Here is a 12,108-nt window from a genome sequence, read left to right on the forward strand (position 1 = left end):
CGCCCGGGGGTCGGCGTGCGGGAGGCGGGGGTCGAGGTGTGGGAGGCCGGGTGCGGGAGGCGGGGAGGGCGTCCCCCGCGGCGGGGGCGTCCGGAGCATTCCATTCAGGCGTGCGCGGCCTGAAATACCCTATGCATAGCCCCTGTTATTTCCCTCACCACCCCGAGAGTCCGATATTCAAAGAGTCATTGCCTAATATTGGCCCGGACACGACATGCGAGGGGAGCGGTGACCGTGCGAGGGGACTTCAAGGAACCTGCAAGATCCCGCCCCGACCTGGTCATCGGCCGGGAGGAGCTCTTCGCCGCGGCGCGCGAGCAGCTCTCCGGCGGAGGCAGCCTGCTGGTGCACGGCCCCGCCGGAATTGGAAAGTCGACCGTCCTGCGCGCGCTGGCCGCGGAAAGCGCCGAATCGGCGCACACCGTGTTGCGCTGCTCCGCGACCGAGTCCGAATCGCATCTGCCCTTCCTCGCGCTGACCGACCTGCTCGGTCTGGTGGTCGACACGGTCTCCGACCGGCTGCCCGCCCCGCAGCGCACCGCGCTGGAGTCGGCCCTCACCGGCCGCGGCGAGTCGACCCTGCAGCGGGACGGGCTCGCCCTGCGGCTCGCGGTCCTCTCCGTGCTGCGGGCACTGGCCTCGCGGGGCCCCGTCCTGATCGTCGCCGACGACCTGCAGTGGCTGGACCCCGCCAGCGCCGAGCTGCTCGGCTTCGCCGCCCGCAGGCTCGGCGAGATGCCCGTACGGATGCTGTGCGCCGTGCGCACCGACACGGACCCGCCGGAGCAACAGCAGGACCGCTTTCTACGCGCGTCCCCGCCGAACACCCTGGCCGTACGGCTCAACCCGCTCTCCCGGGCGCAGACCGCCGAACTCCTCGGCCACCGCGGCCACACCGGGCTGTCGCGCTCCACCGTCCGGGACATCCACCGCACCAGCGGCGGCAACCCGCTCTTCGCCCTGGAGCTGGGCCGCGCGCTCGCCGAGAGCCCGACCCGGCCGAGTCCGGGTGAACCGCTGCCCGTACCGACCTCGCTGCGCGCGCTCGTCCTCAGCCGTCTGGAGATGCTCTCGGCGGAGGCCCGCCGCACCCTGCTCGTCGCGAGCGCGGGGGCCAGGCCGACGGTGGCGCTGCTGCACGCCGCCGGGCGCGAGGACGCCGAGGCGGAGACCGCGCACGCGGCCTCGCTCGGGCTGCTGGCGACCGAGCGCGAGACACCGGGCATCCGTTTCGCGCATCCCCTCATCTCCGCCGCCCTGTACGCGGAGGCGACCGCGGCCGAACGCCGGGCCGCGCACGTCGCGCTGTCCACGGCGGCCTCCGACCCCATCGAGCGGGCCCGGCACCTCGCCCTCGCCACGACCGGCACCGATCCGCAGGTCGCCGCGCGGCTCGGGGAGGCGGCGGCCGCGGCCCGGGACCGCGGCGCGCCGTCGGTCGCCGCCGGACTCGGCCTGCTCGCCGCCCGGCACACGCCCGTGGACGCCGAGCCCGGCCCGGACGAACGCCGGCTGCAGGCCGCCGAGGACGCGCTCACCGCCGGGGAGTCCGACCTCTCCCGGGACATCGCCCGCGACGCCCTGCGCCGGGTCACCACGCCCGCCGACCGCGTACGGGCCTGGATGGTCGTCATCGACGCGGCCGGACAGGCCATGGCCGAGGTCGACGCCGTCTTCCCGCAGGCGCTGGAGGACGCGGGTGACGACCCCCGGCTGCTCGCGCTCGTGCGCTACCAGCTCGCCTGGCGGGCCCTGCTGGTCGAGGGCGAGATGACCAAGGGCCGCGAGGAGGCCGCCATCGCCGCGCAGCTCGCCGCCCGCGCCGGGGACCGGCCCACCGAACTCCTCGCGCTCGGGTTCCAGGCGCAGATGGAGACCCTGATGGGGCACCCGGCCGCTCCCGCGACCATCCAACGGGCGCTGCGCGAGCCGCAGGACCCCCGGGTGGCGTGCGACCACAACGGCGCCGGTGCCGTCCGCTTCCGCTGGCTGATCATGGGCGATCAGCTCGCCGAGGCGCGCACCACGATCACCGCGCTGCTGCGCGAGGTGCGGCGGCGCGGGATGGTCGAGAGCGAACTGCACTTCCTGCGCGGGCTCGCCGAGACCGAGCTGCGCTCCGGGCACTGCGGGCGGGCGCTGGACCTGGCCCGCGAGAGCCTGCGGCTGGCCCGGGACACCGGGATCGGCGAGGCGGCGACCGCCATGTTCACCTCGCTCGCGGAGGCCGCCGGGGGTGACGTGGACCGGGCGCTCGGGCTCGCGCGGGAGGCCGTGGACCGCGCCGAGGACGACGGCGACCTCGTCTACCTCTCGCGCGCCCTCGGCGCGCTCGGACACGCCCAGCTGGTCGCCGGGGACTCGGCGGCCGTGGTCCGTTCGCTGCGCCGGGTGCGGGAACTGGAGGAGCGGCTCGGGATCACCGACCCCGCCCGGGGCCGCTGGCACGGCGACCTCGCGGAGGCGCTCGTGCGGATCGGGGAAACGGTCGAGGCGCAGGACGTCATCGACGCCACGCGGGCCCGCGCCCTGCGGCTCGGCCGCGAGAGCGTGCTCGCGGTGCTCGACCGGGCCGAGGCGCTGGTCCGCGCGGCGCGCGGCGAACAGGAGCCCGCCGTACGGCAGCTGACCGCGGCACAGGACCGGCTCGGCAAGCTGGGCTACGGGCTGGAGGAGGCCCGCGCCGCGTACGCCCTGGCCGGTGTGCGCACCCACCGGCCGGGCCCGACCTCGTACGACGAGGCGACCCGCCTGTTCCGGCGCTGCCGCGCGCTGCCCTGGCTGCGTCAGGTGGAGGCGGCGGCGACGGCCGCGACGGTGACCGGGTCGGCGCCCGCCGCGGCACTCCTGCCGGCCGTGCCGGCGCCCGCCGCGCTCGACGGCCTCGCGGTGACGGAGCGTCAGGTCGCCGCCCTGGTCATGGAGGGCGCCACGAACCGTGAGATCGCGGCGCGCCTGTTCATCAGCGTGAAGACGGTGGAGGCCACCCTCACCCGGGTCTACCGGAAACTGGGGATCCGCTCACGGGTGGACATCGTCCGGTTGGCGGCGGGACGCCGGAACGGGTGAATCCGCGGACGGGAGTGCCGTCCGCCGGGCGTCGGGCTCGCACCGGTGTGCGCCCGTCCGTGTGCTGACGCGCTGACGCGTCGTCATGTACATCGTGGGCAGGGCGGATCGGGCCGTCCGGTGGGTGTTGAGGACGCCCCGCAGGGCGGCGCGCGCCGAGCGGAGGGGCCGGACCTTACGCTAAACCCCGGTCCGCGCGGCCAAGGGTTTTCCCTCCCCGACTCCGCTAGGGAGTTCCCCCCTTGGAGGCGTGACGCTCCCGCTTCTAGCGTGAGCGTCGTGCCGCTCGCCCGGGCACACGGCGGCCGCCCGCGGACGCCGTGTAGACCCCCCACGCCCGTGCGTCCCCCCACCGGCAGATTCCGAGGAGTTCCATGTCCGGCCTCAACCGCGCCACCAGGGCGGCCGCTCTCTGTACGGCGGCCGCTGCCGCCGCCGCGACCGCTCTGCTGTGCGCACCGGGCGCCGTCGCCGCCCCGCAGCCGATCGTCGGAGGCACGACGACCACCACGGCCGCGTACCCGTTCATGATGCAGATCACGGACGCCTCGCAGCACCAGTTCTGCGGCGGGACGCTGGTCGCCGCGAACAAGGTGGTCACCGCCGCCCACTGCATGGCCGGCGAGACGGCCGGCAGTGTCCGCGTCGTCGGCGGCAGGACGTACCTCGACGGTACGAACGGCACCGTCGGCGAGGTCAGCAGGATCTGGGTCGACCCCGGCTACACGGACGCCACCAGCGGCGACGACGTGGCCGTGCTCACCCTGTCGACGTCGATGCCGTACACCCCGGCGGCGTACGTCAGCGCCACGGACACCCGCGTGTACGCGGCCGGCACCACCGCCCGCATCGTCGGCTGGGGTACCACCTCGGAGAACGGCGCCTCCTCCGACCGGCTGCGCACGGCGACCGTCCCGATCGTCTCGGACGCCGGCTGCAGGAGTTCGTACGGCTCCGGCTACGTGGCCTCCGACATGGTCTGCGCGGGCTACCCGAACGGCGGCACCGACACCTGCCAGGGCGACAGCGGTGGCCCGTTGCTCGTCGGCGGTGTGCTGGCCGGCATCACGTCCTGGGGCAACGGCTGCGCGGAGGCCGGCCACCCCGGTGTCTACACCCGCCTGACGTCCTTCTCGGACCTGGTGACGGCACAGGTCGACTCGTAGACACCACAGAGCTCCTGAGCATCGCTCAGGCACCGACCAGGGGGCGTTGCGGGCCTCCACGAGCGGCCCGCAACGCCCCCTGTTCCACCCCACGGACCGCCGGCGGCTACTCCGTGACGGTCCCGAAGCGGATGTCGTAGGACCCGTCGCCCGACATCGCCCGGAGCATCCGCTCCGCCTCCCCCGCCACCTCGTCCCGCTCCCTCCTGGTGAGGACGCCGAAGGGCTCGACGGTGAGGACGTTCCCGTCCTGCCGCCACACGCCCGCCAGGAATCCGTCGACGAGCAGGGTGCGGTACGCCTGGTTGCCCGCCCAGGTCCTTCCCTTGAGCGCGGCGGGCACCACGCGGGAGCGGTCGGCGTGCGCCAGGAGCAGGTTGTCGAACTCGGGCAGGAACCGCGGCGGGGCCGGGGTGTCCGCGTCGGGGCGGGGCGCGTCCGGGAGGTCGAAGAGCTCGGTTCCCTTCTCGTCGCGGAAGGTGACGAGCCGGGGCCGCAGCCGCTCGAACGCGTCCCGGAGCCGGGTCAGGCCCGCCCAGGTCTGCAGGTCCTGGACGGAGGCGGGCCCGAAGGCGGCCAGGTACCGCAGCACGGTCGCGTCGGGGGCGGGCGTGGGCGCGGCGGGGCGGCCCAGCCAGTGCTCGGCCGTGGTCAGCGCGACCCGGCCGCTGCGGCCCCACAGTCCGCGCGGGGTGACCTGGACGAGCGGCAGCCGGCAGCGCGCGGCGACCGAGAGCGCGAACGGGTCGGCGTCCGGCCAGTGCGCGAGCAGGGCCTCCCGCAGCTCCCCCATGGTGCGCGGCTCGGCCTCTACCAGTTCCCGGCCGATCACGGCGAGCCGCTCCAGGTCGACACCGGCGAGCCCCTTGCGGAAGGCGTGGAGTTCCCGGTCCCGGGCGGCCTGCACGAGCGGGCGCAGCGAGAGCGCGTCGGCTGCGGTGTGCGTGTGGAGGGTGGAGCGCAGGGTGACGATCCGGACGACGTCCCGATCCGCCATCGCCGTGGACAGATCTTCCGGACGGAAACCCTCGATACGGGCGGCCAGGGCGTAGTACGGCGGTTTCACGTTCTGCGCCTGGAGGCCGACGAGATGGGCGACGGCCTGCGTGGCGCCGAGAGCCGCGGACCGGCGCAGCAGGTGCTGGCGCTCCAGGGTCGCGCGGTTGAGGGCGCGGGGGCCGAGCACGGGCACGGTGGGCGACGCCCCGCGTGCGCGCGCCGTCGACGGGACCTCCGGCCGGGCCTGCGCGTCGGCCGTCACACCGGCCGTCACACCGGTCCGTGCTTCGGCCCGCCCACGTGCGCTCGCCCGCGCCCGTGTCGTCGCCCGCGCGCTCGACGGCGTACCGCCGCCGTTGGCCTCGGTGCCGTGCGCCTCCGTGCCCTGGGTCCCGGGGCCCCGCGCCTCAGGAAAGTCCGCCGTCGTCCCGTTCGTCCTCGTCATGGGCTCATGCTGACGTGCCTTGCGGACACCTTCGGTCCGCAAGGACCGGCGTATCCGTGCCGGGTCGGGGCGCCCGCCCCCTTCACGTGGCATTCGACCCGTATATCCTGCTCGTTGATCACACACATGTACGGACCCGCAGGGGAGGCAGCCGCAATGTCCGAGCGACGCCCCCGCCCGGCCGCCAGGAACGGCAAGAAGTCGGTCTGGCGGCGCACCCTCGCCGCGCCGGCCACACCCCCCGCCGCACCCCCGGCCCCCCGCACCGACCCGCCGCCCCCGGAGATCCCCGACACCGGCAGCGTCGTCCAGGCGGCCCTGTACCGCGACGGCGTGCGCGTCTCGACGCCCGCGTCCCTCGCCGACACCTTCAGAGAACTGCGCGACCAGCCGGACGGCATGGCCTGGATCGGTCTGGCCCGCCCCACCGAGGCCGAACTCCTCTCCCTGGCCGCCGAGTTCGACCTGCACCCGCTCGCCGTCGAGGACGCCATGGAGGCGCACCAGCGTCCGAAGCTGGAGCGGTACGGCGACACGCTCTTCGTCGTGCTGCGCGCCGCGCGCTACGTGGACGCGCTGGAGGAGGTCGACTTCGGCGAACTGCACGTGTTCGTGGGCCCCGACTTCCTGATCACCGTCCGGCACGGCGCGGCGCCCGACCTCTCCGCGGTGCGGCGCCGGATGGAGGACACCACCGAGCTGCTGAAGCTCGGCCCTGAGGCCGTCCTCTACGCGATCCTCGACTCCGTCGTCGACGGGTACGTGCCCGTCGTCTCCGGAGTCCAGAACGACATCGACGAGATCGAGACCGAGGTCTTCCGGGGCGACCCCGCGGTCTCCCGCCGCATCTACGAACTCTCCCGCGAGATGGTCGAGTTCCAGCGCGCCACCCGCCCCCTCGTGGGCATGCTGCACGCCCTGATGGCCGGGTTCGCCAAGTACGGCACGGACGAGGAGCTGCAGCGCTACCTGCGCGACGTCGCCGACCACGTCACCCACACCAGCGAGCGCGTCGACGGCTTCCGCCAGGCCCTCGCCGACATCCTCACCGTCAACGCGACCCTGGTGACCCAGCAGCAGAACGCCGAGATGCGCGCCCTGGCCGAGGCCGGCTTCGAACAGAACGAGGAGATCAAGAAGATCTCGTCGTGGGCGGCGATCCTGTTCGCCCCGACCCTGGTCGGGACGATCTACGGCATGAACTTCTCCCACATGCCCGAGCTGCACTGGGGGTTCGGCTACCCCTTCGCGATCGGGCTGATGGGCGTCGTGTGCGTGAGTCTGTACCTCGTCTTCAAACGCCGGGACTGGCTCTGAGGGCTGTCCCGCGTCACGCACCCCGCGGATCCCGCCGGCCCGGAGCCGGGAGGTCCCCGTCCCGGGCGACGGGCCGCCCTCGCGCGTGACGCGCTGAGGGCTGTCCCGGTCCGCTCGTCACCCCGCCAGCCATTCCAGCGCGGCGACGGCATGGCGCAGGACCGAGAGGTGACCGTCGGCCGCGTGCAGGGCGAGTTCCGAGCGGGGGCACCGGCTCGCCAGCCACCGGGCGTGGGAGGAGGGGACCACACGGTCCCGGCCGCCGTGCAGGAGGAGCACCGGACCCTCGGCCGACCGTGGGTCGCACCCCCAAGGGGCGACATGGGCGAGGTCGTCGTCGATCAGTCCGTCCGGCCCCCCTTCGACGGCGGGCCCGACGACTTCGTGGAACCAGGACCACTCACCGGCGAGGGCCGCGTGGTCGGCCGCGGTGAACATGTCCGGGTCGTACGTCGCTCGCGCCTCGTGGCGCGCCTTCTCCTCCCGGCCCGCGAGCGCCGCCGTCAGGGACGCCCGGCCGGACTCGTTCATGCCCGCGAACCAGTCGAGGCCCTCGGCTCCGAAGGGAGCCGGACCCGCCACGCTCACCGTGCCGAGCACCCGTTCCGGCAGCAGGGCCGCGCACGCCAGGGCATGCGCGCCGCCGCCCGAGTGACCCATGAGAGCGAAACGGCCGAGGCCCAGCGCGTCCGCGACCAGGGTGACGTCGGCGGCGGCCGACCCCACCGTCCGGCCCGGCGACGGGGTCGATCCGCCGTAACCGGGACGGTCGTACGACACCCAGCGGACGCCCAGGCGCTCGGCGGCGGCGAAGAGCGGCGCGGGCGGCGCTCCGATGTTCGGTGTGCCGTGGTGCCACACGACCGCCAGGCGGTGGGTCCCGGCCCCGCCGGTGTCGTAGACGTGCAGCCGGCGCCCGCCGGGCAGGTCCAGGTCGCTCTCGGTCACCTCGGTGGCCATGGTCTCGGACGTCTCCCTTCGGGCCGCGGGCCGTCGGACGTGTCAGTCGTGTACGGGGCGGTCGCTGATCCTGTGGTCCGCCAGGCCGAGCGCCTCGTCCACCACCCGGCGCAGGTGGCCGTCGCGCAGGGCGTAGACGACCCGGCGGCCTTCCTTGCGGGTGGTCACGAGTCCCGCGAGACGCAGCCGGGCCAGGTGCTGGCTGACGGCCGGACGGGCGGCACCGCAGGCCCGGGTGAGCGTGGTGACGTCGGCCTCGCCCCCGGCGAGCGCGTGCAGCAGCATCAGACGGGTGCGGTCGCCGAGCAGGGCGAGCAGCTCGGCGGCGAGGGCGAACTGCTCCTCGCCCGGTGTACGCGGGTGCGCATCGGTGGCAGGTGACAGATGCATGCGTGCGCTCATATGCACATAATGGAGGAGTGGGCGCGGCCGTGTCCACCGTTGCCGCGCCGCCTTCCCGCCCGCGTACCGGACGGCCCGGAGAGGGGACCCTCGTGAGCCACCGCCCCGCACACCACCACCCGCACGGCCACGCCCACCCGCACGGCGACACCCTCCGGCACGGCCACGAGGACGAGCGGGAGCACGGACATCCGCGTCCGCACCCTCCCGTCGCACCGGGGCCGACGGTCCACCGGTGGCAGCGGCTCGGCCACCGGCTGCGGCACCTCCTCGCGCCGCACTCGCACGAGGCGGCGGACAAGGTGGACGTGGCACTGGAGTCCTCCGCCCGGGGCATGCGCGCCCTGTGGGTCTCACTGGCCGTGCTCGGTGCCACGGCGCTCGTCCAGGCGGCCGTCGTGGTGGCCTCCGGGTCGGTCGCGCTGCTGGGCGACACCGTGCACAACGCGGCGGACGCGCTCACCGCCGTCCCTCTCGGCATCGCGTTCGTCCTGGGCCGCCGCGCCGCCAACCGCCGCTTCACCTACGGCTACGGACGCGCCGAGGACCTGGCCGGGCTCGCCATCCTGCTGACGATCACCGCGTCCGCGGTCTTCACCGCCTGGGCCGCCGTGGACCGGCTGCTCGACCCGCGGGACGTCGAGCACCTCCCCGTGGTGGCCGCCGCTGCCCTCGCCGGGTTCGCCGGCAACGAGTGGGTGGCCCGCTACCGCATCCGGGTCGGCCGGGAGATCGGCTCCGCCGCCCTGGTCGCCGACGGTCTGCACGCCCGTACGGACGGGTTCACCTCGCTCGCCGTCCTGCTCGGCGCGGGCGGCGCGGCGCTCGGCTGGCGCTCGGCGGACCCGATCGTCGGCCTGCTGATCACGGCGGCCATCCTGCTCGTGCTGCGGGACGCCGCCCGCGAGGTCTTCCGGCGCGTCATGGACGCCGTCGACCCGGCCCTCGTCGACTCCGCGGAGACGGCGCTGCTGGCGGTCGACGGCGTGCGCGCGGTGGGCGAACTGCGGTTGCGCTGGATCGGACACCGGCTGCGCGCGGAGGTCGCCGTCGTCGTCGACGGGGAGCTGTCCGTCCGCGCGGCGCACACGGTGGCGGTCGCGTGCGAGCACGCGCTGCTGCACGCGGTGCCTAAACTCGACGCCGCGCTGGTGCACGCCGATCCGGCCGTCGCTCCCGGCGAGGCCGATCCACACCTGGCCCTGGCCCACCACATGTCGCCACACCACACGTTGGTTCGCCCCGTGTCCGATCACCCCATGTCGGATCACCCCATGTCGGATCCCCCCGTGTCCGATCCCTCCCTGTCGGATCACCCCGTGTCGCATCGCCCTACAGGGCACCTCCGCGCACCGGCCGGTCAGCCCCGGACCGATCGCGCCCCGGCCTGACCGGATCACCGGACCGGGCCCCGTCCCGCCCGCCCGAGCACGTCTCGGACCCGCCCGACGAATGAGCCCGCCGTCCGGCCGCCGGTGACGACGACGCGCCGGATCACCGAGTCGCACCCCGGCCCGGGCATCCCGTGGAGGCCCGCCCGCTCAGTGTTCGTGCGGCTCCTCGCGGTGCACCGGCCCGTGGGCCTCCTCGCAGTGCCCGGGGTCGTCGAGACGCGGGCGCTCCCCGGGGAGCGCCACCTGAAGCACCTGCTCCGAGGCGTGGTCGACCTGGAGCGTGGTGTGCGTGATGCCGTAGTCCTGGCGCAGGAGTTCCTCCAGGTCCCGGCGGACGGCGTGGCAGTCGCCGACGGGTTCGACCAGGACGTGCGCGGACAGGGCCGCCTGGCCGGAGGTGATCTGCCAGACATGCAGGTCGTGGACCTCCACGACGGCGGGCAGCGCGACGAGCCGGTCACCGAGCGCGTCCGGGTCGACATCCGCGGGCGCGGCCTCCAGGAAGATGCGGCCGGAATCCCGCAGGAGCCCGTACCCGGCCTTCGCCATCAGGGCGACCACCATCAGCGTGGCGATCGGGTCGGCACGGCCGAAGCCGGTCAGGACGATCACCAGCGCGGCGACCGCGGTCCCGATGAAGGCGAAGAGATCGTTCAGGATGTGCTGGTAGGCGCCCTCGACGTTGAGCGAGGAGCGGTTGGCCCGGGAGATGCACCAGGTGGCGGCCACGTTCACGGCGATACCGACGAGCGCCGTGACGAGCATCAGGCCGCCCTCGACCGCGGGCGGGTCGATGAGCCGGCGCACGGACTCGTACGCGAGCCACGTCCCGAGCAGCAGCAGGGTCAGTCCGTTCGCCTGGGCCGAGAGGATCTCCGCGCGTTTGAGTCCGTACGTGAATCCGCCGCGGGCCGGGCGCGCGGCGAGCCGCATGGCGATCAGGGAGAGCACGATGGACGCGGCGTCGGTGAGCATGTGCGCAGCGTCGGAGATGAGGGCCAGGGACCCGGCGAGGACACCGACGACGACCTCGACCGCCATGAACGCGGTGATGAGGGCGAGGGCGATCGCCAGCCAGCGGCCGTCCGCACCCGCGGACACACCGTGCGAGTGGGCGCCATGACCCCCCGGGCCGTGCCCCTGCGCGTGCCCGGATCCGTGGTCATGGCCGTGAGCGCTCATGCTGTCCGTGTTCCCCCTGTGCGTCCGGTGCCTCGATCGAAGTGAAACGCACCTCCGGGCATTCGGCAAAGGCTGCACCGGTCACCGTTGTCATCTTCGGTGGGGCGGCCTCGACCTGCGGCGACGCGCCGCACACCCGGCACCCGCCGACGGTCGGCCGGTCGGCGGCCCTTCCCGCGGCCGGGCCCCGGCCACCGCCGCCGAGCACCCGGTGGCGGAAGGCGAGGGCACAGCGCGGGGGTGAGGCCGGGCGCCGGCGGGCGCGCGCCCGGGACGAGAGGCGGGGACCCGCCGCGGACGGACCCCTGACCCGGCGCCGACGCACCTGTCACGCGCGGGCGGCATCCGATGACGGTCCGCCGGCGCCTCTCCGGTGTCCGTAGCCCCTCCGATGACCGGAAACCCCATCTCCCACGGGCTCCACGGAGGCGAGTTCGCGCCGTTCTCCGCGGGAGCCGCGGGCCTCGGGCCCGCCCCGGCCCGGAGGGCCGCGCCTCAGGCCGCCCCGGGGTCGGCCGTCCGGAGGCGTGCCGCCCGGTCCGGCGGACGGCGCCGCTCCGTTCGGCGCGGTGCGGGAGGGAACACCTGACGACACCCTGCGTGAGCTGGTCTCACGGGCCGGGAGCGCGGCGGCCCGGCGCGGGTTCCGCCGGGCCGCCGGAACCCGCGCCGGGGCGCGCGGGAGCGGGCCGTCCCCGGACACCCCGTACGCCCCTCCGGTCACCGCCCCTCCCGCCGCCGACGGACCGGCCGGGACGGGCCGTCCGCACGAGTGGATCCGGGTGCCGAAAGAGCATGATCCACAGCGCCGAGGACGGTCCTCAACAAGCCAACCTACTGACGGGTACGAATCGCGGCTATTCACACCCAAGTGATGAATCAGACCCTTTTGCCCGGCGCGAATTCCGATTATCCGGGGCGGAACTGTTGAAGGATTCAATTTACATCGAGGGAAACAATACGTTTCCGCGCGAGCCCTCGCGCGGCACCTTTTGACTTTTCGTCAGGAGTCATTTCCGCAGGCCGACCCCGCGGGCGACCAGCGTCCGAACGGCGGTCGACCAGCCGCTCAACTACCCAGGAACAAAGCACCTGTTGCCCCAGCACACGGGAATCCGAAGCCATCGCGTCAGCAGCGTTACGTCCGGTAACACCTGCCTCCTTGAGAGTTTGA

At 74.2% G+C, this 12,108-nt stretch carries 9 protein-coding genes; 5 read left to right on the forward strand and 4 right to left on the reverse strand.

The window, feature by feature from the left end; translation table 11 throughout:
* Nucleotides 1–228 precede the first annotated feature (228 nt).
* Nucleotides 229–3,069, forward strand: coding sequence for an AAA family ATPase (locus OG776_RS12175; protein ID WP_443077264.1), 2,841 nt, complete (start codon nucleotides 229–231; stop codon nucleotides 3,067–3,069).
* 374 nt (nucleotides 3,070–3,443) lie between these two features.
* A complete protein-coding gene (locus OG776_RS12180) occupies nucleotides 3,444–4,235 on the forward strand; it encodes a S1 family peptidase (protein WP_148007338.1) in 792 nt (263 codons plus the stop codon).
* Nucleotides 4,236–4,341: 106 nt separating this feature from the next.
* On the opposite strand, the gene OG776_RS12185 is transcribed toward OG776_RS12180, so the two are convergent.
* Nucleotides 4,342–5,679: a winged helix DNA-binding domain-containing protein gene (locus OG776_RS12185; RefSeq protein WP_329320579.1), complete on the reverse strand. Its 1,338-nt coding sequence runs from the start codon at nucleotides 5,677–5,679 to the stop codon at nucleotides 4,342–4,344.
* A 156-nt stretch (nucleotides 5,680–5,835) separates the two neighbouring features.
* Between OG776_RS12185 and OG776_RS12190 the strand changes: the two genes are divergently transcribed.
* On the forward strand, nucleotides 5,836–6,996 hold the full coding sequence (locus OG776_RS12190; protein ID WP_329320581.1) for a magnesium and cobalt transport protein CorA: 1,161 nt from the start codon (nucleotides 5,836–5,838) through the stop codon (nucleotides 6,994–6,996).
* Between the two features lie 117 nt (nucleotides 6,997–7,113).
* Here the strand turns inward: OG776_RS12190 and OG776_RS12195 are convergent, their stop codons facing one another.
* Complete coding sequence (locus OG776_RS12195; RefSeq protein WP_329320583.1) at nucleotides 7,114–7,956, reverse strand: alpha/beta fold hydrolase; 843 nt, start codon at nucleotides 7,954–7,956, stop codon at nucleotides 7,114–7,116.
* A 42-nt stretch (nucleotides 7,957–7,998) separates the two neighbouring features.
* Nucleotides 7,999–8,358 carry an ArsR/SmtB family transcription factor gene (locus OG776_RS12200; protein WP_187286118.1) on the reverse strand — a complete coding sequence of 120 codons (360 nt, stop codon included), beginning with the start codon at nucleotides 8,356–8,358 and terminating at the stop codon, nucleotides 7,999–8,001.
* Between the two features lie 92 nt (nucleotides 8,359–8,450).
* Here OG776_RS12200 and OG776_RS12205 point away from each other — a divergent pair, with 92 nt between their 5' ends.
* Nucleotides 8,451–9,749, forward strand: a complete 1,299-nt coding sequence (locus tag OG776_RS12205; protein ID WP_329320586.1) for a cation diffusion facilitator family transporter — start codon at nucleotides 8,451–8,453, stop codon at nucleotides 9,747–9,749.
* A 150-nt stretch (nucleotides 9,750–9,899) separates the two neighbouring features.
* Here the strand turns inward: OG776_RS12205 and OG776_RS12210 are convergent, their stop codons facing one another.
* A complete protein-coding gene (locus OG776_RS12210; protein ID WP_148012698.1) occupies nucleotides 9,900–10,934 on the reverse strand; it encodes a cation diffusion facilitator family transporter in 1,035 nt (344 codons plus the stop codon).
* 795 nt (nucleotides 10,935–11,729) lie between these two features.
* On the opposite strand from OG776_RS12210, the gene OG776_RS12215 reads away from it, so the two are divergent.
* Nucleotides 11,730–11,930, forward strand: coding sequence for a hypothetical protein (locus OG776_RS12215; protein ID WP_329320589.1), 201 nt, complete (start codon nucleotides 11,730–11,732; stop codon nucleotides 11,928–11,930).
* The last annotated feature ends 178 nt before the right edge of the window (nucleotides 11,931–12,108 follow it).

Origin of the sequence: Streptomyces sp. NBC_01689 (assembly GCF_036250675.1) — a bacterium.
In the GTDB taxonomy this organism is placed as follows: Bacteria; Actinomycetota; Actinomycetes; order Streptomycetales; family Streptomycetaceae; genus Streptomyces.

Bases quoted from the DNA above. Each gene is read 5' to 3' on its own strand.
- OG776_RS12180 (WP_148007338.1), top strand. From the start codon at position 3,444: ATGTCCGGCCTCAACCGCGCCACCAGGGCGGCCGCTCTCTGTACGGCG.
- OG776_RS12185 (WP_329320579.1), bottom strand. From the start codon at position 5,679: ATGACGAGGACGAACGGGACGACGGCGGACTTTCCTGAGGCGCGGGGC.
- OG776_RS12190 (WP_329320581.1), top strand. From the start codon at position 5,836: ATGTCCGAGCGACGCCCCCGCCCGGCCGCCAGGAACGGCAAGAAGTCG.
- OG776_RS12195 (WP_329320583.1), bottom strand. From the start codon at position 7,956: ATGGCCACCGAGGTGACCGAGAGCGACCTGGACCTGCCCGGCGGGCGC.
- OG776_RS12200 (WP_187286118.1), bottom strand. From the start codon at position 8,358: ATGAGCGCACGCATGCATCTGTCACCTGCCACCGATGCGCACCCGCGT.
- OG776_RS12210 (WP_148012698.1), bottom strand. From the start codon at position 10,934: ATGAGCGCTCACGGCCATGACCACGGATCCGGGCACGCGCAGGGGCAC.
- OG776_RS12215 (WP_329320589.1), top strand. From the start codon at position 11,730: ATGATCCACAGCGCCGAGGACGGTCCTCAACAAGCCAACCTACTGACG.